Origin of the sequence: Lentzea sp. CA-135723, from assembly GCF_050936595.1 — a bacterium.
Taxonomy (GTDB): Bacteria; Actinomycetota; Actinomycetes; order Mycobacteriales; family Pseudonocardiaceae; genus Lentzea.
On record NZ_JBNJMK010000001.1, the window covers coordinates 5,668,256 to 5,686,774 of the forward strand.

General features: G+C 68.9%; 21 protein-coding genes. 5 read left to right on the top strand and 16 right to left on the bottom strand.

Going from position 1 to position 18,519, the window contains the following annotated elements; genetic code table 11:
- Positions 1 to 29: 29 nt before the first annotated feature.
- A complete protein-coding gene (locus ACQEU1_RS26010; RefSeq protein ID WP_433206797.1) occupies positions 30 to 1,427 on the top strand; it encodes a glucosaminidase domain-containing protein in 1,398 nt (465 codons plus the stop codon).
- A 62-nt stretch (positions 1,428 to 1,489) separates the two neighbouring features.
- Here ACQEU1_RS26010 and ACQEU1_RS26015 read toward each other — a convergent pair whose 3' ends face one another.
- The 11 genes from ACQEU1_RS26015 to ACQEU1_RS26065 all read right to left on the bottom strand — a co-directional run bounded on the left by ACQEU1_RS26015 (position 1,490) and on the right by ACQEU1_RS26065 (position 12,107).
- Complete coding sequence (locus ACQEU1_RS26015; protein ID WP_433206800.1) at positions 1,490 to 2,716, bottom strand: acyl-CoA reductase; 1,227 nt, start codon at positions 2,714 to 2,716, stop codon at positions 1,490 to 1,492.
- The gene (locus tag ACQEU1_RS26020; protein WP_433206803.1) at positions 2,713 to 3,768 is read right to left on the bottom strand and encodes an acyl-protein synthetase; all 1,056 of its coding nucleotides are present in this window, start codon (positions 3,766 to 3,768) and stop codon (positions 2,713 to 2,715) included. The genes ACQEU1_RS26015 and ACQEU1_RS26020 overlap by 4 nt, the downstream gene beginning before the upstream one ends.
- Positions 3,765 to 5,138, bottom strand: a complete 1,374-nt coding sequence (locus tag ACQEU1_RS26025; protein ID WP_433206806.1) for an AMP-binding protein — start codon at positions 5,136 to 5,138, stop codon at positions 3,765 to 3,767. The genes ACQEU1_RS26020 and ACQEU1_RS26025 overlap by 4 nt, the downstream gene beginning before the upstream one ends.
- Positions 5,135 to 5,869: an SDR family NAD(P)-dependent oxidoreductase gene (locus ACQEU1_RS26030; RefSeq protein ID WP_433206809.1), complete on the bottom strand. Its 735-nt coding sequence runs from the start codon at positions 5,867 to 5,869 to the stop codon at positions 5,135 to 5,137. The genes ACQEU1_RS26025 and ACQEU1_RS26030 overlap by 4 nt, the downstream gene beginning before the upstream one ends.
- A complete protein-coding gene (locus ACQEU1_RS26035; RefSeq protein WP_089907749.1) occupies positions 5,862 to 6,101 on the bottom strand; it encodes an acyl carrier protein in 240 nt (79 codons plus the stop codon). Before ACQEU1_RS26035 ends, ACQEU1_RS26030 begins: the two co-directional genes overlap by 8 nt.
- A 33-nt stretch (positions 6,102 to 6,134) precedes the next feature.
- Positions 6,135 to 6,833 (bottom strand): UDP-N-acetylglucosamine acyltransferase, encoded by a 699-nt coding sequence (locus ACQEU1_RS26040; RefSeq protein ID WP_433206814.1) that lies wholly within the window; start codon positions 6,831 to 6,833, stop codon positions 6,135 to 6,137.
- Between the two features lie 110 nt (positions 6,834 to 6,943).
- A complete protein-coding gene (locus ACQEU1_RS26045; protein WP_433206817.1) occupies positions 6,944 to 8,314 on the bottom strand; it encodes a hypothetical protein in 1,371 nt (456 codons plus the stop codon).
- A 97-nt stretch (positions 8,315 to 8,411) separates the two neighbouring features.
- Complete coding sequence (gene serS / locus ACQEU1_RS26050; protein ID WP_433206820.1) at positions 8,412 to 9,659, bottom strand: serine--tRNA ligase; 1,248 nt, start codon at positions 9,657 to 9,659, stop codon at positions 8,412 to 8,414.
- A gap of 117 nt (positions 9,660 to 9,776) precedes the next feature.
- Complete coding sequence (locus ACQEU1_RS26055; RefSeq protein ID WP_394614616.1) at positions 9,777 to 10,229, bottom strand: DUF350 domain-containing protein; 453 nt, start codon at positions 10,227 to 10,229, stop codon at positions 9,777 to 9,779.
- Positions 10,230 to 10,250: 21 nt separating this feature from the next.
- The gene (locus ACQEU1_RS26060; protein WP_433206823.1) at positions 10,251 to 11,414 is read right to left on the bottom strand and encodes a glutathionylspermidine synthase family protein; all 1,164 of its coding nucleotides are present in this window, start codon (positions 11,412 to 11,414) and stop codon (positions 10,251 to 10,253) included.
- A 6-nt stretch (positions 11,415 to 11,420) separates the two neighbouring features.
- Positions 11,421 to 12,107, bottom strand: coding sequence for a hypothetical protein (locus ACQEU1_RS26065; protein WP_433206826.1), 687 nt, complete (start codon positions 12,105 to 12,107; stop codon positions 11,421 to 11,423).
- A 192-nt stretch (positions 12,108 to 12,299) separates the two neighbouring features.
- Here ACQEU1_RS26065 and ACQEU1_RS26070 point away from each other — a divergent pair, with 192 nt between their 5' ends.
- Both ACQEU1_RS26070 and ACQEU1_RS26075 read left to right on the top strand, forming a co-directional pair.
- Entirely contained in the window at positions 12,300 to 13,322 is a 1,023-nt protein-coding gene (locus ACQEU1_RS26070) for a septum formation family protein (protein WP_433206829.1), read from the top strand.
- Positions 13,319 to 13,669, top strand: a complete 351-nt coding sequence (locus ACQEU1_RS26075) for a metallopeptidase family protein (RefSeq protein ID WP_433206832.1) — start codon at positions 13,319 to 13,321, stop codon at positions 13,667 to 13,669. Before ACQEU1_RS26070 ends, ACQEU1_RS26075 begins: the two co-directional genes overlap by 4 nt.
- A gap of 1 nt (position 13,670) precedes the next feature.
- Here ACQEU1_RS26075 and ACQEU1_RS26080 read toward each other — a convergent pair whose 3' ends face one another.
- The 3 genes from ACQEU1_RS26080 to pheA all read right to left on the bottom strand — a co-directional run bounded on the left by ACQEU1_RS26080 (position 13,671) and on the right by pheA (position 15,506).
- Positions 13,671 to 13,955 (bottom strand): DUF7660 family protein, encoded by a 285-nt coding sequence (locus tag ACQEU1_RS26080; protein ID WP_433206835.1) that lies wholly within the window; start codon positions 13,953 to 13,955, stop codon positions 13,671 to 13,673.
- Positions 13,956 to 14,025: 70 nt separating this feature from the next.
- Complete coding sequence (locus ACQEU1_RS26085) at positions 14,026 to 14,619, bottom strand: histidine phosphatase family protein (RefSeq protein WP_433206838.1); 594 nt, start codon at positions 14,617 to 14,619, stop codon at positions 14,026 to 14,028.
- Complete coding sequence (gene pheA / locus ACQEU1_RS26090) at positions 14,616 to 15,506, bottom strand: prephenate dehydratase (protein WP_433206841.1); 891 nt, start codon at positions 15,504 to 15,506, stop codon at positions 14,616 to 14,618. The genes ACQEU1_RS26085 and pheA overlap by 4 nt, the downstream gene beginning before the upstream one ends.
- A 32-nt stretch (positions 15,507 to 15,538) precedes the next feature.
- Here pheA and ACQEU1_RS26095 point away from each other — a divergent pair, with 32 nt between their 5' ends.
- Complete coding sequence (locus ACQEU1_RS26095; protein WP_433211763.1) at positions 15,539 to 16,171, top strand: macro domain-containing protein; 633 nt, start codon at positions 15,539 to 15,541, stop codon at positions 16,169 to 16,171.
- An 88-nt stretch (positions 16,172 to 16,259) separates the two neighbouring features.
- Here ACQEU1_RS26095 and ACQEU1_RS26100 read toward each other — a convergent pair whose 3' ends face one another.
- The gene (locus tag ACQEU1_RS26100; protein WP_433206844.1) at positions 16,260 to 16,754 is read right to left on the bottom strand and encodes a GNAT family N-acetyltransferase; all 495 of its coding nucleotides are present in this window, start codon (positions 16,752 to 16,754) and stop codon (positions 16,260 to 16,262) included.
- A gap of 61 nt (positions 16,755 to 16,815) precedes the next feature.
- Here ACQEU1_RS26100 and ACQEU1_RS26105 point away from each other — a divergent pair, with 61 nt between their 5' ends.
- Positions 16,816 to 17,433 (top strand): response regulator, encoded by a 618-nt coding sequence (locus tag ACQEU1_RS26105; protein WP_433211766.1) that lies wholly within the window; start codon positions 16,816 to 16,818, stop codon positions 17,431 to 17,433.
- Here ACQEU1_RS26105 and ACQEU1_RS26110 read toward each other — a convergent pair.
- Positions 17,411 to 18,517, bottom strand: coding sequence for a GAF domain-containing sensor histidine kinase (locus ACQEU1_RS26110; RefSeq protein WP_433206847.1), 1,107 nt, complete (start codon positions 18,515 to 18,517; stop codon positions 17,411 to 17,413). The two genes, ACQEU1_RS26105 and ACQEU1_RS26110, sit on opposite strands and share 23 nt — an antisense overlap.
- Positions 18,518 to 18,519: the final 2 nt, after the last annotated feature.

An 18,519-nucleotide genomic window follows, 5' to 3' on the forward strand; every position in this document is an offset into this window, starting at 1 on the left:
CCCGAGACGAAAGGCAACGGAGAACAGTCATGAAGAAGCTGACCTCGACCCTGCTCGCCACCGCGTTCGCGGGTCTGATCATGGGCACCGCCCAGGCGGCACCGCCGGAAGCCGAGTCACAGCAGGAGATCCGGGACCGCGCGACGGCGAGCACGCTGACCGCCGCCGGCTTCCAGGACGACTACATCGCCATCGCCGGCCCGGCAGCCCAGGCCGTGCAGGCCGAGTTCCGGATCCCCGCGTCGGTGACCGCGTCGCAGTCGATCCTCGAGTCCGACTGGGGCCGCAGCAGGCTCTCCACCAACGACAAGAACTACTTCGGCTTCAAGTGCGTGAACCCGACGAGCCCCGGCCCGATCGCGATCGGTTGCCACGCCTACCAGACCGAGGAGTGCACGCCCACCTGCCACGTCACCACCGCGTACTTCCGGGTCTACCGCTCGATGACGGACTCGTTCCGCGACTACGGCAGGCTCATCACCACCAGCGGCATCTACGACAGCGCGTTGCCCTACCGGGACAACAACCCCGACCAGTTCATCCGCGAGGTCGCCAAGAAGTACGCGACGGACCCGAACTACGCCACCAAGAACATCACGCTGATGCAGAACTACAACCTGTACCGCTTCAACACCGGCGGGCCGAGCGCGGTGGGCTCCTCGTTCTCCGGTGACGCGAAGACCGACATCGCCTACATCTTCCCGAACGGCGACGTGAAGGTCTGGCGCAACGGCCGAGGCTTCGCGGAAAACCCCTGGGACGCCGACGCCATCGTCGCCTCAGGCTTCAACGACACCAACGCCCACTTCGCCGACCTCGACGGTGACGGCGCTAAGGAGATCATCACGGTCCTCGCCGACGGCAACGTCAAGGCGTGGCGCAACGGCCGCGGCGTCACGGCATCGCCCTGGGACGCCGAAGCCATCATCGGTTCCGGCTTCACCAACGAGGGCCTGCACTTCGCCGACCTCGACGGCGACCGCAAGGCCGAGATCATCACGGTCCTCCCGGACGGCAGCGTCAAGGCGTGGCACAACGGCGGCGGCTTCGCGGACAACCCGTGGGACAACGCGGCGATCATCGCCACCGGCTTCACCAACGAGAGCCTGCACTTCGCCGACCTCGACGCCGACGGCAAGGCCGAGATCATCACCGCCCTGCCCGACGGCCAGGTCAAGGCCTGGCACAACTACCACGGCTTCGCCAACAGCCCGTGGGACAACGCGGCGATCATCGGATCCGGCTTCACCAACGAGAGCCTGCACTTCGCGGACCTGGACGGCGACGGCAAGGCCGAGATCGCCACGGCCCTGCCCGACGGCCGGGTGAAGGCCTGGCACAACTACCACGGGTTCGCGAACAACCCCTGGGACAACGAGGTCATCTTCGCCACCGGCTTCACCAACACCAACCTGCACCTGATCTGATCTGGGGGAGAAAGCAAAACGCTCGGCTGGGACTTCCCAGCCGAGCGTTTTGCGTTGGCAGATCAGGCTTTGACCGTCACCAGGCGGGTGAACTCCGCCGGCAGGTCGAAGCCGTCCCAGTGGTCCGAGAACGTCAGCGCGTTGCCGAAGGGCACGATGCGGTCGATGCCGCGGCCGGACAGCTCGTGCGCCAGCGCGGTCAGCTCCTCCTGCGAGAAGCCGAACACCGACAGCGTCTGGTCCTTGCGCTGCACCATGGGCACCAGCGCGGACAGCGTCGGCAGCGTGGCGAACGGGAAGGTGCCCGCGCCGAGCCACTCGCGCGGCACGTCCGCCGCCGCCGTCAGCTCCAGCGTGGCCACCGCGTTGCCGTCGAAGGAGATCGACTTCGCGTGGCCGTCCGCCGCGACACCGTAGGCGGAGACGCGCTTCTGCACGGCCATCGCCGGTTCTACGACGTGGTTCTTCGCGTCGAGCACCGCGCTCAGCTCGGCCCGGAACTCGGTGCGCGCCTGCTGGCCCGCGACCTCGTCACCGACCCAGAACAACGCGCGCGGCGACGAGCAGGCGGCCTGGTCGAACCAGTACGAGTCGTTGTAGAAACCGACGGCCACCTCGCGCTTCTGCTCCGGCGTGGCCTTCGTCCAGCCCTCGACGGAGATCAGCGCGAACGACGCGCGGTCCGGGAACGTCACGTCACGCGCGTGCGGTGCCAACGGCAGCTTGCGCACCTCGTTGACGGCACGGTCGCCACCCCACACGACACGCAGGTCGCACGCCGCGGACAACGCGGCGGTCACCTTGTCGTCGCGGTCGTAGGTGACCATGACCTGAGTCTGCGCGACGGCCGGGTGCGCGTCCTGCAACGCCTCGTTCAGCGCCTCGACGACGGCCTCCGCCGCACCGGCCGAACGCGGCGAGATGCGCACGACGTTGCTGTTGCCGGCCAGGGCCGAGAGCGCCCACGAGTACACGAAGATCGTGTCGACGTTGGCCGGCGGGATGTGGAAGACGAGACCGCGGCCGAAGCGCATCACGCCCTCCGGGGTCTCCAGCCGGCGCAGCACCTTCTGGATCTCGCCGCGGCGCAGGAAGAAGCCGAGCGAGGCGAGCTCCGGGTAGCGGCGGGCCATCTGCGGCGCGAGGAGCTTGCGCGCGAACTTCACCAGGAAGTCGATGATCCGCTCGTCGCCGACCTTCAGGCGGCCGTCGGTGGGCTCGCCGGAGATGCTCGCGAGCAGCTCGTCGACCGAGGAGACGTCAGGGCCTGCCGGGAAACGGCGCTTCATGAGGCAACAGCTCCAGAGAAGGTGTCCGAACAGCCGCGGGCCTCGGCGCGCGGGAGCCTGCCGAGCACGGAGAACCGCTTGCCCGGCCAGTCGCCGTCGTCGATGCCGTGCACCACACCGAGGTCCTCGGTCAGCAGCACGTGACCGGGGTAGCTGCGCGGCAGCGTCGAGACGACCTCGATCACGCCGGGCACGCCGACCGGCTGCTCTTCCCAGGTCTCCGGGTTGCGGATGATGACGTCCGCGAAGTCCGGGCAGTACAACGAGTTGCCGGAGCGGCCCTCCAGGAAGACCGTGCCGATCTGCTCGATCATCCCGTAGTAGTTGTAGATCTGGGTCAGACCGGTGTCCTCGGCGAAGCGCTTGCGGAACTCCGCGTTGTCGACCGCGATGTCGATGAGCTTCTTCCAGCCACCGGAGTGGATCAGGATGCCGTTCGACAGGTCGAGCTCGTGCTCGCGCGCGACCTCGTAGAGGTACTGCCACACCATGAAGGTGAAGCCGAAGATCAGGAACGGCTCGTTGCCGTGCTTGGCGAGGAACTCCTTGACCGCCTCGACGTCCGGCCGGTCGTTCTCGTCCAGCGCGTAGACGTGGCCGCGGCCGAACGTCGCCATGCCCAGCACACCGGCGCCGCGGGCGGAGAACGAGCGGCGGTTCTTGATGATGCCGATGGTGTCGACCATCAGCATCGGCAGCCGCTTGCCGCCGAGCACCTCCTGCAGGGTCGCGCCGAGCTGGCGCGTCTGCACCGCGGCGGCGTCCTTGTCGAGGTAGATCCGCGACGCGCCACCACCGGTCGTGCCGGACGAGGTGAGGACCTTGAAGACCTCGGAGTCCGGAATGGACTTCAGCTCGTGCGTCTTGAACATGCGCACCGGCAGCCACGGCAGGTCGTTCAACGAGCCGAACTTCTCGCCCGACGTGATGCCGAGCGACGACAGGATGCGGTCGTACTGCTCGGAGTGCGCGCGGTGGTGCTCGGTCAGTTCGGTCAGTTCGGCCAGCAGCGCGGTCTCGCGCTCGGCCTGGTTGCGCCCGAAGACGCTCATACCTGTGCCTCCAGTGACCGGTAGTCGATCTTGCCGCTGGGCAGTTGCGGGAAACCCTCCGCCGGCCGCACGTCGAAGCCCGTGACGTGCAGGTGCAGCGTCTCGGACAGCAACTTCGCGGCCTGCTTGCAGGTGTCCTTCTCGGCCCTGTCGAGGAAGACGACGACCTTGTCGCCCGCGGGCACGGCGGCGGCCGCGCCGAAGCCCTTCACGATCTGCTCCAGGTCGTCCAGGTTGACCCGGTTGCCGAACACCTTGCCGATCCGCTTGAGCCGGCCGGTGATGTAGAGGAACCCGTCCTCGTCGAGGTATCCGAGGTCGCCGGTGACGAGCACGCCGCCGGTCTCGTCACCGAGCGCGAGCTCGGCTTCGGACTCGGCGTAGCCCATCATCACGTTGGGACCGCGGTACACCACCTCACCGGCAACACCGGACTCGGCGATTTCGTTCCCGGCCTCGTCGCGGATCGCGAACGTGCCACCGGGCAGCGCGGGACCGGCGGAGCCGACCTTCTCGGCCAGGCGCTCGGCCGGCACGGTGGCCATCCGCGGCGCGGCCTCGGTCTGGCCGTACATCACGAACATCTGCCCGCCGGCGGCGCGCATCTTGTCGTTGAACTCGCTGATCAGGTCGCTGCGGAGCTTGCCGCCCGCCTGGGTCAGCGTGCGCAGCGTCGGGTACTTCGCCGGGTCGAACCGCAGCCGGCGCAGCATCTCGTAGTGGTACGGCACGCCGGCGAGCGACGTCACGCCGTACTGCGTGACCGCGTCCCAGAACGGCCGCGCCACCACGCCGGAGCCCTCCAGCAGCACCGTCGCGCCCTGGCGCAGGTGGCTGTTGAGCACGGACATGCCGTAGCTGTAGTGCAACGGAAGGCTGGTCGGCGCGACCTCGTTGGAGTCGATGCCGAGCACCTCGGCGATCGCGTCGGCGTTCGCGAGGATCGCCGCGCGGGAGAGCCGCACGAACTTCGGGTTGCCGGTGGAACCGCTGGTCGGGAGCATCACGGCCAGGTCGGGGTGCGGGGCGACGCCATCCGCGTCCTCGCGCACCCAGTCCGCCGAGTAGCCCGGCGCGGGCTCGTCCTCGATGCCCAGCACCGCCGCGGGGCGGAACCGGGCGACGAGCCCGTCCAGCACCTCGCGGTCCTGCGCCGGGTCGAGCAGCGCGACGGCGCGGCCCGCCTCGAACGCACCCAGGTACCGCAGCACGCTCGTCAGGTCCAGGCCGACCCGGAGGAACAACACCCCGGACGGCAGATCGGCGAGTTCCTTCGCCGCCTCGGACACGCGACCGGCGAGCTCGGCACCGCCGAGCAGCTCACCGGTCGTTGCGTCACGCAGGCGGGCCTGAGCGTGCAGCAGCGTCACAGCACCAAACCTCCGTCGATCCCGAGCACCTGACCGGTGACGAACGAAGCGTCGTCACTGACCAGGAATCGGATCACCTTGGCCACTTCTTCCGCGGTGCCGAGCCGGCCGAGGGCGGTGTCGCCCTTCACCCGCTCCAGCACCTCGTCGGACTGCTCCGAGATCAGGTCCGTCGCGATCACGCCGGGCGCGACCGCGTTGACCCTGATCCCGTGCCTGCCGAGCTCCTTCGCCGCGGACTTCGCGGCCGCGACCAGCGCCGCCTTGGACGCCGCGTAGACCATCTGACCCGCGTTGCCGCGCTCGCCGACGATCGAGCCGATCAGCACGATCGAACCGGTGCGCTTGCGCATCATGGCCCGCGCGGCCGCCTGCACGGAGTTGATCGTGCCGGCGACGTTCGTGGTCAGCGTCTTGTTGACGTGCTCGTCGGTGAGCATGCCGATGAGGCCGCCCTCGAGCACGCCCGCGCTGGCCACGAGCACGTCGATGCGCCCGTGCTCCTTCGCCGCGTCCTTGAAGACGGTCTTGACGGCGGCCGAGTCGGCGACGTCGAGCGCCACGCCGTGCACGCGGTCACCGAGCTCGGCGGCACGCTTCTCGGCCGTCTCCCGGTCGCGGCCGGTGATGACGACCGTCGCGCCCGCCTCGGCCAGCAGCGCGGCCGTCGCGAACCCGATGCCGCGGGTGCCGCCGGTGACGACCGCTACCTTGCCGGCGAAGTCACTCACCAGCGCCGAAGCCCTTGAGCATGTCGACGGCGACCTTGAAGCTGCTCATGTCGATGACCTGCTCGGTCTCGAACTGGACGTCGAACTCGTCCTCGATGGCGGCGACCAGGGCCATGTGGCCGACCGAGTCCCACTCGTCGATGTCGCGGTACTTCAGGTTCTCGACGTCCACGGAGTCGTCGAGCTGGAGGGCGTCCACGAAGACACCGCGAAGACGGTCGTTCAGGGCCATCGTTTTTCTCGTTCTCTCTTCGAGGTCTGGGTCTCAGTGCTCGTTCGAACGCTCGGTCCACGCCTTGAGCAGCGCGGCGAGCTCCTCCGGCAGGCCGGCGGGGAGCTCCGCCTCCTTGCCGGTGAGGAAACCGGTGAGAGCGGCGACCGTGGCCTCGTCGCAGCCGCGGCGCGACAGGCCGATGACGTTGACGCCGGTCGTGCGGGCCGGGTTGCCCAGGGTGATGGTGAACGCACCGACCTCCTTGCGGATGGCCGAGCCGAGGCCGATCATCGCGCCGGGGCCGATCTGCGTGCCCTGGTGCACCACGGTGCCCAGGCCGATGTTGGAGCCGCTCCACACGTGGCAGTGGCCGGCGATCTGCACGGCGCTCGTGATCACGACGCTGTTGTCGACGACGCAGTCGTGCGCGATGTGGGCGCGGCCCATCACGTAGTTGTCGTTGCCGAGGCGGGTCGCGTCCTTGGCGCCCTGGTTGATCGTGACGAACTCGCGGATGCGGTTGCGGTCGCCGATCACCACGCCGGGGCCGTCGTTCTCGCCGTCCCAGCCGGCGAGGTGCGGGGCGCTCAGGTACTCGGCGGGCCCGCCGATGCTGACGTGCGGGCCGATGAAGTTGCCGTCACCGATCCGGGCCGGCCCGGCGATGACCGTGTACGGCCCGATCACGTTGTCGTCGCCGATCTCGACGTCCTTGCCGATGATCGCGGTCTCGTGAATGCGGTTCGCCACTGTTCCCTGTCCTGCCCGTGAATTGAGGTGTAACCCACGTCACCAGGGCACTTCCACCCGACGGGGCCGGTAGGCCACTCTACTTCACGGGCAGGACAGGGCCTGACCGGCTACGAGCTGAGCAGGCCCAGGCTCGCGTCCATCACGATGCGCTCAGTGGTGCCGGCGGCCGGGACCGCCGTGTCGCTGAACTTCAGCGGGCCGGGCCACGCGTAGGAGATGCAGTAGCTGCCCTCGGCGGCGATGGTGGGGTCGCTCTTGTTCCACCCCGCCTCGTACCCGAAGTGCAGGTTGCCGCCCGAACGCAGGGTGTCGTTGTCGGCGACGTAGCCCTCGCACTCGTTGGCGTACCCCATGACCCAGAGCTTCCCGGCGAACTCCGCGCGCAGCCGCACGTGGTAGGTCGACAGCGGCTCGTGGGCGAGGGCGAGGATGCTCAGCCCGCCGAACCGCCAGCGCTGGATCGGCATCGGGATCGACGTGGGCAGGGTGCCCGCGTTGATCGACTTCACCATCAGGTCGGCGTGCCGGCGGTTCGGGTCCGTCTTGGGCAGCACCCGGCGGCGGATCTCGTACTTGTGCAGCACCGCCGCGCGCACGGCCGGGTCGGTGGTGTCGGTGTGGAACGGCAGGCTGACCTCGGTCAACGCCGTCGCGACGGGGCCCGTGACGGTGCTGAAGCCGGGACCGGCCAGCACGTCGAGGACCTCCTGGCCGAGCGCGGTGCCGAGCTGCTCCGTCGTGGCCGGGCTGTGCGGGTCGTTCGCCTCCTGGTCACCGCACGCGCCCTGGACGAACAGCGCGGGCACGCCCAGCGCGTTCTCGACCAGCTTGGCCGCGACCTCGGGGAACTCGCCGTCGAACACGTCGTCGTTGCCGCGCGAGACCGGGTGGCACGCCGCCCCGAAGACGACCGCGAACAGGGCGCCGCCGGTCTTCTTCAGACGCAGCACAGGCACGGTGTCCAGCACGGCGCCGGTGCCGGCGACCCGGTTGTAGCCGATCTTGGCCTGCCCCTCCGCGTAGGAGAGCGTGACGGCGGTGCGCTGCTCGGCCACCGTGTCCCTGACCAGCTGGACCATCAGCTCGGTGATCATCGACGTGGTGCCGTTGACCGCGTCGACGTCGGCCTGGGTGAGCCCCATCATCACCTGCGGGCTCGGCCGGGTGTCCCCGAACAACGGCCCCGAGTGCGTGTGGCTCGCCAGCAGCATCAGGTCCTCGGCCGCGACCAGCCCCTCGCTGACGAGGGTGGTCCTGATCTGCTGGTTGACGTCCCTCGGGATGCTGACGAGGTCCGCGCGCAGCAGGACCTTCGGCGTCCCGCCGTCCCAGAGCACGAGGCACTGGGCCCGCAACCGGCGCGCCACCGCGCCGTGGTTGCCGCGCGGAGACCAGCCGTACCCGCCCATCCACAGACTCGGGTAGGGCGGGTGGACCGGCGTGATGTCGACTTCGCCGACAGCTGCTTCAAAGGACATGACGACTCCCCCATTGCTTGTGGACACCACACCCCCATGTGGTGTTCTGCAATGAAGACGCCGTCAGGTCCGCAGAAATACAGGTTTTGGAAAAGTTTTACTTCAGAACTTCCAGGCCGCCCATGAACGGCCGCATCGCCTCGGGCACCACGACGGAGCCGTCGGCCTGCTGGTGGTTCTCGAGGATCGCGACGATCCAGCGCGTCGTCGCCAGGGTGCCGTTCAACGTGGCCGCGATCTGCGACTTGCCGTTCTCGTCGCGGTAGCGGACGTTGAGGCGGCGCGCCTGGAACGTCGTGCAGTTCGACGTCGAGGTCAGCTCGCGGTACTTCTGCTGGGTCGGGACCCACGCCTCGCAGTCGAACTTGCGGTGCGCGGACGTGCCGAGGTCACCGGTCGCCGTGTCGATGACCCGGTACGGGACCTCGATCTTGGCGAGCATCTCCTCTTCCCAGCCGAGCAGCCGGGCGTGCTCCGCCTCGGCGTCCTCGGGCTTCACGTACGAGAACATCTCCACCTTGTTGAACTGGTGGACGCGGATGATGCCGCGGGTGTCCTTGCCGTACGAGCCGGCCTCGCGCCGGTAGCACGACGACCAGCCCGCGTACCGGCGTTCGCCGTCGAGGATCTCGTCGGCGTGGTAGCCCGCGAGCGGCACCTCCGAGGTGCCCACGAGGTACAGGTCGTCGTTCGGCAGGTGGTAGATCTCGCTCGAGTGCGCGCCCAGGAAGCCGGTGCCCGCCATGATCTCGGGCCGGACCAGGGTCGGCGTGATCATGAGCTCGAACCCGTTGGCCGTGGCCTGCGCCGCCGCCATGTTGAGCAGCGCGAGCTCGAGCTGCGCGCCCACGCCCTTGAGGAAGTAGAAGCGGCTGCCGCCGACCTTCGCGCCCCGCTCCATGTCGATGGCGCCGAGCTTGGTGCCCAGGTCGAGGTGGTCCTGCGGCTCGAAGTCGAACTCGCGCGGCGTGCCCACGGTCTTGACGACCACGAAGTCGTCCTCGCCGCCCACGGGCGCGTCCGGGTGGACCAGGTTCGGGATCTTGGCCAGCAGCTCGTTGACCTCGTCGGCGGTGGCGTGCTGCTCGGCCTCGGCGGCCTTGACCTCCGCGGCCAGGTCCTTCGCCTTGCCCAGCAACGCGGTGCGGTCGTCGCCCTTGGCCCTGCCGACCTCCTTGCCGAGCACCTTCTGCTCGGCGCGCAGGGTGTCGGCGCGGGAGATGGCGGAACGCCGGCGCTCGTCCGCGGACAGCAGGCTGTCCACGACGGCCTCGTCCTCGCCACGGGCACGCTGCGAAGCGCGCACGATCTCCGGGTTCTCGCGCAACACCTTGAGGTCAATCACCCTGCGAAGGGTAGTCCCCGCCCGTTGTGGGCTTCATCCGGATATCCGGTTCGCGCTGTTCAACGAACGAAGGACCCGGCGCTCCGTGAGCACCGGGTCCTTCCGAAGGCGCGTGGCCTAGTAGATGGCGAACGCCACCACGAGGCCGAGGGCGACGTGGGCAGCCGCGACGACGACGGAGGCCGGGGCGAACTCGTCCGACTCGATGATCGAGCCGATGTCCAGCTTGGTCACCCACTCCAGCAACCGCACGGCCGCCACCTGCACGATGATGCCGACGATGCCGTAGATCAACGCGGTGAGCAGGCCCTCGTCGAGCTTGCCGACGGCGTTGAGCATCGCGACGACGACGATGAACGCCATCGAGACGAGACCGGAGGCGGTGACGATCACGGCGTTCGGGGCACCGTTGCGGACCAGGAGCGACAGCTTGCCCGGCGTCGTCCAGTCGATCGCGTAGAAGCCGAACACCATGAGGACCAGACCGACGACGGCGTACAGCGCGATCGCGCCGATGCCCCGGCCGATGGCCGAGCCGAAGCCGGGGTCCAACGCGAGCGTGTAGTCCATTTCCCGTTCCCTTTCGGAGTCTTACTCAACAATTCGATGCGGCACGAACGCCGCGCCGTCGTCGGTCACCAGACCGACCGTTTCCCGGATGCCGAGGCCTGCCGACGTGTCGCCGACGACCCAGGCACCCAACGCGGGGCGGTAGCCGTCGAACTCCGGAAGCGGATCGAACAGCTGGTACACGAAGCCTTCTTTGCCGTACACGCCACCGGTCTGCGTCTCGTAGCCCGGTGCGACGATCTGGATGTTCGACCCCTCGCGGCCGAGCAGCGGCTTGCGCACGTACTCGGTGAGCATGCCGGGGTCGTTGAGGTACGCGGGGAGCAGGTTGGGGTGGCCTGGGTACATCTCCCACAGGATCGCGAGCAGCGCCTTGTTGGAGAGCAGCATCTTCCACAGCGGCTCGATGAACAGCGTGCTGGGCAGCGACTCCACGGCGTGGCGGCCGAACTGCTCCTCGACCACCCACTCCCACGGGTAGAGCTTGAAGAGCGTGCCCATCGGGGCCTCTTCGAGGTCGACGAACCGGTTGAGCAGCGAGTCCCAGCCGATGTCCTCGATCGCGATGCCCACGGTGTTGAGCCCCGCCTCGGCCGCGGTCTCCTGCAGGCACGCGGTCGTCAGGTGGTCCTCACCGGACGGGTCGGCACCCGACCAGCTGAAGTGCAGCTCGCCGGAGGGCAGCTTCGCCCCGATCTCCGTCCAGCGTTCGACCAGGCGCTCGTGCAGCGAGTTCCACTGGTCGTCGTCCGGGAAGACCTCTTCCTTCCAGTACCACTGGATGTAGGCGGCCTCCAGCAACGACGTGGGGGTGTCCGCGTTGTACTCCAGCATCTTCGCCGGGCCAGAGCCGTCGTAGCGCAGGTCGAAGCGGCCGTAGAGGTGCGGGTCGCGGCGCCGCCACGACTCGGCGATGTGCGGCCACACCCACTCGGGGATGCCGAAGTCGCGGTACCGCTCGGTGAGCACGACGTTGTCCACCGCGTCGAGGCACATGGAGTGGAGCAGCTCGACGTCGGCTTCGAGCGAGAGGATCTCGCTCATCTCGAACACGTAGTGCACCGACTCGTCCCAGTAAGGACGGTCGGCGCCGTTCGCGTACTTCGCGGGCAGGCCGAACACCAGGCCCTGGTCGGAGACCGTCCGCTGCCAGTCAGGCCGCGGATGTGAAGCTTCCCTGCGCAAGTGTGCTCAGCCTCCGCTGCTCGACGATCCGCTGCTGATGCCGAAGCCGCCGCGCTGGACCGACGTGCCCGACTTCGTGGCGACGTTCGCGCCCTTCGGGATCGTGTAGCTGCCGCCGACCGCCTTCTGGCCGACCGAGCCCGTGCCGCCGTAGTTGTACCGGTAGGACGAGCCGCCGATGTAGATGAAGCCGCCGCTCGTGTACCCGCCGTGACTGCGGTAGTACGACTCGTCGCAGTAGTCGTCGTCGACGATCACGTTGTTCGAGTCGGTGCACTGCGCGGTGACGTTCTTCGGGCTGGCGGCCGCGTACCAGATCGCGACCAGCGCGACCACGCCGACGGTGACGCCACCGCCGATGAGCAGGCGCTTGCGCTTCTTGCGCTTCTTCTCGAAGGCGGCGGACTCCGCGGCGAACCGCTCCTGCTGCGCCTTCTGGGCGGCGGCGCGGGCGCGTTGCTCCGCGACCGTCGCCTGACGCGGCTTGGTCACGCCGGCCTGCTGCTGGCGCATCCGGCCCTTGGCAGGCGGGCCCTGGTTCGGTGCCTGCTGGTTCTGGGCAGGCTGGTTCGGCGCCGGTGCCGGCTGGTACGGCGGCGGCGTCTGCGGCTGTTGAGGCTGGCCGGGCTGTCCCGACGGCGGCCCCTGCTCGGGCGTCGGCTGGCCAGGTCCTGGCAGGTTGTTGTCAGTCATCACCACTCCCGCGGGCAAGGTACCTAGTGAGACTGCGCCAACACGCCCAATTGAGTGACGAGTGTCCTAATAGCAACACTCGACCCAACCCGGCGCACACCGGTCTCACACGGCACGGGCATCATGGATGAGATGTCTCCGAGCGCCGGTTGGTTGAGTCGATCTGGTCACATCCGCGACACGCGGCTTGTGATGGTCGGCGCTTTCGTGGGCGCGTTCGGTCTGTTGATGTTGTCCGCGTTCACGTCTGTGCTGGCAGGAGGCCCGCTCACCACGAAACGCGCGCTGGTCAACGCGGCCTACGAGGCCGTCACGGGCGAATGCCTCAACTGGGAGAAACCGGACCTGTCGGACGCGCAGAAGGTCGACTGCGCCGCCGCGCACAAGTTCGAGGTGACCGGCACGGCCGACATCACGGCCGCGTACCCGAAGGAAGCGCCGTTCCCGAACGCCGAGGCCTGGGAGAAGGTCGCGCAGGACAACTGTGCGCAGGCCTCCACGACGTACATGGCGGGCAAGCTCGACCCGAAGGGCAAGTACGGCGTCAGCACCCTGAACCCGGACGAGACCCGCTGGAAGAGCGGCTACCGGCAGCTCAGGTGCGGTGTCCAGGTCACGGCCCCGTCCGGCGCCGCCCTGCCGTCCTACGGCAGCGCGAAGACCCAGGACCAGTCGAACGTCTACGACCCCGGCGTCTGCGTGGCGCTGGGCGAGAACAACACGGTCGGCGACCCCATCGAGTGCGCGAAGCCGCACGCGTTCGAGATCGTCGGCGTCGTCCAGCATCCAGAAGGCCCGTTCGTCACGCCGGAGGCCCAGGACCCGATCATGTCCGAGAAGTGCGCGGCCATCGCGGCCGAGTACACCGGCGGCGCCGACCTGAAGGCCAGGAACCTGCTGGTCACCTGGGACACGCGCGCCGAGGAGAGCTGGGCCGTCGGCTCCCGCAAGGCCAACTGCAAGATCGGCGCCCCGCCCCAGGGCAACAACCTCGTCGCCTGGGAAGGCACCGTCCGCAACCCCAACGGCGCACCGCTGACCACCGCGAACCCGCCGCAGACCACCTCGGTCAAGGCCCAGGACGAGCCGACCGGCGCCCCGCTGCACTCCGAGAGCGGCCAGCCCCCGTCGTCCGAGTCCGGCAAGCCCTCCGACTCCGGCAAGCCCGACAAGCCCTCGTCCAACGCACCCCCGTCGAGCACAGAGAACAGATGACCGTCGAGATGACCCGGGCCCGCTTCGAGGAGCTGGTCGAGGAAGCGCTGGACCTGCTCCCCGAGGACTTCATGCACGCCATGAACAACGTGGTGGTGCTCGTCGAGGACCGCAACGACCAGGAGCCCTCGCTGCTGGGGCTCTACCAGGGCATCGCGCTGACCGAGCGCAACTCGGACTACGGCGGGACGCTGCCCGACCACATCTTCATCTACCGCGACGCGATCCTCGACATCTGCCAGACGGAGGAGGACGTGGTGGAGGAGGTCGTGGTGACCGTGCTGCACGAGGTCGCCCACCACTTCGGGGTGGACGACGCGAAGCTGCACGAACTCGGCTGGGGCTAGCTCACTCGTAGCGGCGGGCGACGGCGAGCTGCAGGGCGAAGCTCTTCCACGAAGGCTCGAGCTGTTCCTTCGGGAAGTGCGGCCGCCCCTCGATCGCCATCGCCGTCAGCCAGGCGGACCACGCGTCGAGGAACGAGCCGAGGTCCCAGGTCGCCCACTCGCCCCCGCCGTACGGCTTCGCTTCCCGGACGTCGCGCTGGTAGTCCTCGACCAGCAGGTTCAGGAAGGCGACGAAGTCCTCGGCGGTCTCGACGGCCCGGTGGTCGTTCACGTCCTTCGGAGTCATGGAGCGCATGATCGCCGTCAGCCCATCGGGACCGCCATGCGATTTCGGACCTCCCCCGCGCGGGTGAGGGCTAGACGGGCACGCCCGCCCACGAGCGGCACACCCACGTGTCGCCCTCACTCTCCAGCACCACGACCCCGGTGTTCGGCAGCAGGTTCTCCGCCAGCTCCACCGGCACGTTCGACGCCAGCGCCAGCGCGCCCATGCGGCCGGCACCGCCGTGCGTCACGACCATGACGGTGCCCTCGGCCCGGATCGACGCGATGGCGCCGAGGAACCTGTCCAGCACCTGCTGCCCGGTCTCGCCGCCACCGGGGAACGGGACGTCCAGCGCTCCCTCTGCCCACTGGATCACGGTCTCGAGGTAGGTCCGGTACGCCTCGGGGTCGTTGCGGCCCTCCAGCGCGCCGACCTGGATCTCCTCGATGCCCTCCAGCACCTGCACGGGCAGGCCGAAGCGCTCGGCGGTCGGCGCCGCGGTCTGCTGGGCTCGCAGGCCGATGCTCGCGTAGACGGCGACCAGCGACTCGGAGGCGAGGGTGTCCGCCAGTTCGCGGGCCTGTTTCTGACCCAGCTCGGTGAGGGGTGGGCCTGGCATGGCCGTGTCCAGCCTGCGTTCGATGTTCGACGCCGTCTCACCGTGCCTGACCAGCAGCAACCTCACCCGCGCTCGCCCTTTCTGACAGCATCGACCCAGGAGGCGGCTGCGGCGAACTCGGCGTTGTGAGCCTCGACGGGCTCGTGGTCGGCCTTCGGGAAGGACCCGAGGAACCGGATCTCGCGCGAGTGTCGGTGCAGCGCGGCCAGCGCGTCACCGATCCTCGGCTCTGCGATGTGCCCCTCGACGTCGATGTAGAAGCGGTACGTCCCCAGTTTGCCCTTCTGCGGGCGGGATTCGAGGCCGGTGAGATTGATGCCACGCAGCGCCAGCTCGGTGAGCAGCTCGGACAGGACGCCCACGCGGTTCGGGGTGGTCACGACGACGCTCGTGCGGTCTGCGCCGGTCGGCTCAGGCAGTGCGCCCGGCCGGCGCAGCAGCAGGAAGCGGGTGCGGGCGTCGGGCACGTCCAGGACGTCGGTGGCGTACTCGTCGAGCTTGTAGTGCTGAACGGCGACGGGTGCCGAAACCGCCGCGTCGAACTCACCGCGCTCGACGGCCGCCGCTGCCGCCGCGGTGGAGGAGGTGGCGATCGAGGTCGCCGACGGCAGCTCGCGGGCGATCCACTCGCGGACCTGGGCCAGGGCGTGCGGGTGCGAGGCGACGGTGCCGATCGACGTGGTGCCCGGACGGACCAGGACGCTGAAGCGGACGTCGAGGACGGTCTCGGCCACGGCGACGACGGCCGAGTCGCGCACGAGGGCGTCCAGGGTGGCGGGGACGGCGCCCTCGACCGAGTTCTCGATCGGCACGCACGCGAAGTCGGTCTCGCCGGAACGCAGTGCGGCGAACGCCAGCGGGATGGTCTCGACGGGGACGAGCTCACCCTCGAACCGCATGGCGGCCTGCTCGGTGAAGGTCCCCTGTGGTCCGAAGTACGCAATGCGAGGCACCGAGTCAGCGTAGTGCGGCCTACGAGTCGCGAATCACGCCTGTGTCAGGCACCAAACCTGGGTTCCGTCAGGACCGTTCGAACTGGAATGCTTGGGGCGTGCCCGCTCTAGCGCCAGAACTCGTGTTGTGCGCGGTCGACGAACCGATGGCGAACGCCTGGCTCGCCGTCGCGGACGGACGCACCGGGGTGCGGGTGCATCGCGGGTCCGTGCTGGACATCCACGCGCAGGCCATCGTGAGCCCCGCCAACTCGCAGGGCTGGATGCGCGGCGGCATCGACGCCGTCTACGCCACGGCGTTCCCCATGGTGGAGAACAACGTCCGCAGCGCGGTCCTCGCGCTGCACGGCGGCGAGCTCCCGGTGGGCGAGGCGCAGATCGTGGCGACGGGCGAGACGGAACCCGCGTGGCTCATCAGCGCCCCGACCATGCGCCGGCCGGGCGAACGGCTGCCGGTCGACACCGTCCACCCGTACCTCGCCGCGCGCGCCGTGCTGATGCTCTGGCTCACCGGACGCCTGGAGGACGGCACGCCGGTGCGCGACGCCGTGCGGACGATCGCGATGCCGGGCCTCGGCACCGGGGTCGGCGGCGTCGCACCGTCCACGTGCGCGCACCAGGTCGCCGCCGCGTGGGACGAGGCGTTCAACCCCCTGCACGTCTAGAGCTGTCGACGTCTAGAGCTGTCGACGTCTAGAGCTGTCCACAGGACTTGTGCACAACCCTGTGGACAGAGCTGTGGATGCTTGTGGACTACTGGCGTGGCGCGACCCATCGTTCGAGGTCGACCTCGTCCGTGATGGGGATGCCGAAGTCACCCACAGCCGGTATCTCCGGCTTGAGCTTGCGCGCCTCGCGGACCGCGTCCGGTCTCAGCGCCGTGAGCTTGAACCCGCGCCGCTGGTAGAAGCGGATCGCGTCCAGGTTGTCGTTGGTGGTCGTCAGCCGCACCCGGTTGCATCCGAGCGTGCGTGCTTGACGGACCGCGGCGTCGACCAGCGCGGTGCCGACGCCGCGGCCCCGCCGGAGCGCGTCGATCGTGACGATCTCCAGCTGGTGGTTCGCCACCGCGTAGGTCAGCAGACCCAGCACGTGACCCTGCTTCTCCACGAGGAAGCCCGGCAGACTCGCGGGGAAGAACACCTCGCCGTGCGCCACCGAGGTGTGCGCGCCCCACAGCTCCAGGACCAATCGCGCGACAACTATGCGATCCGCTTCCTCGATCGGCCTTACCGAGCCTTCTGCCATGACAAGAACTGTGCCAATCCGAGTCACTGTCAGGAACAGCCATTCGACGTACGGTGGATTCGTGCCAGTGCGCGTTTTGTTGGTTGACGATCACGAAGTGGTGCGCAGAGGACTGCGCGAGATGTTGGACGACGAGGCGGACATCTCGGTCATTGCCGAGGCCGGATCCGTCGACGAGGCGGTGACACGGGCTCAAAAGACCCCGCCTGACGTGGCGGTCGTCGACGTGCAGCTGCCGGACGGCAGTGGTGTCGACCTCTGCCGGACGCTGCGGGACCTCGGCATCCGGTGTCTCGTGCTGACGGCGTTCGACGACGAAGAGGCGCTCGTCGGCGCGATCATGGCTGGGGCCTCGGGATATCTGCTCAAACAGGTCAGGGGTCAGGACGTCGTCACGGCCGTGCGCGAGGTCGCGGCTGGACGGTCCCTTCTGGACCCCGCGACCACAAGCCGAGTACTCGAACGGATGCGCAATCCAGCCCCGATCGGACTCACCGACCAGGAACAGCGCGTGTTGGAACTCATCGGTGAGGGCCTCACGAACCGCCAAATCGGTGAACGTCTGTTCCTCGCCGAGAAGACGGTGAAGAACTACGTGACGTCGGTTCTGTCCAAACTCGGCATGGAACGGCGGACGCAAGCCGCCGCATGGGTGGCTAAACGGGGACGGACCAGGTGAGCGTCGTCCCGTTCGGCGAACTCACGACGCGGAAATCGCCACTCGCGGACTTCGCCCGTTCGGCGAGGTGCCGCAATCCGCGCTGAGTCACGCCGGACGGGATGCCGCATCCGTTGTCGGCGACGCGCAGCAGCAGATGCTTCTCATCGCGCCGTACGTCGATCTGGAGGTTCGTGGCGCCTGAGTGCCGCACGACGTTCGACAACGCCTCACGCAACGCAGCGCGCGCGTCGTCGGCGTGGCGCTGCGGCACGTTCGCCAGGTCGCCCGCCACGTGCAGGCGTGGCGCGAACCCGAGCAGCTCACCGGCTGTGCGGACCTCGGCCTTGATCGAGTCGAGCAGGTCGGCGCCCTCGGCGGGGTCGGTGTTGCGCAGCTTGCGCACGGTGCCGCGGACCTCGGCGATCGTCTCGTCCACCAGGTCGACGGCCTCGTTGATCCGGGCCCGGTCGGTGTGGTCGAGCTTCTTGCCGAGGCGCCGTTCCAGCAGGCTGAGCTGCACGCCGGCGCCGTAGAGCCGTTGGATGATCACGTCGTGCAGGTCGCGGGCGATCCGTTCGCGCTCCTCGTAGACCGCGACGCGCTGCCGTGCCGTGAAGCCCTCGGCCAGCACCACGGCGAGGCCTGCCTGGGCCGCGAACGCCGACAGCACGTCCACCGTCTCCTGTGTGAACGGTGCCTTGTCCCTACGTCGATAAACCGCCAGGGCGCCGATCTTGCGGTCCGACGTGCCGAACGGCGCCACGGCGAACGGCCCGTACGTCCGCAACGCGTGCGGCACGTACGGCGCGGTGCGCGGGTCGCTCGTGACGTCGTCCGCCATCACCGGCACGCCCGTGCGTGCGGCCTTCGCAGCAGCGCTGCGCGGGCTCAGCGTGGCCACGACAGGTTCGCCGGACGACGCCTCGACGGTCAGCGTGCCGTCGTCCTCGTCCGTGGCGAGCATGGCGAGGCCGAGGTCGGCGTCCGCGATCTCCGCGGCCGCCTCCACCACGAGCCGCAGCACGTTCTCCGGGTCTTCCAGCGCCGCCGACGTGATCTCGGTGGACGCGACGAGCACGCGCCGCGCCAGAGAGGGGTCCATGG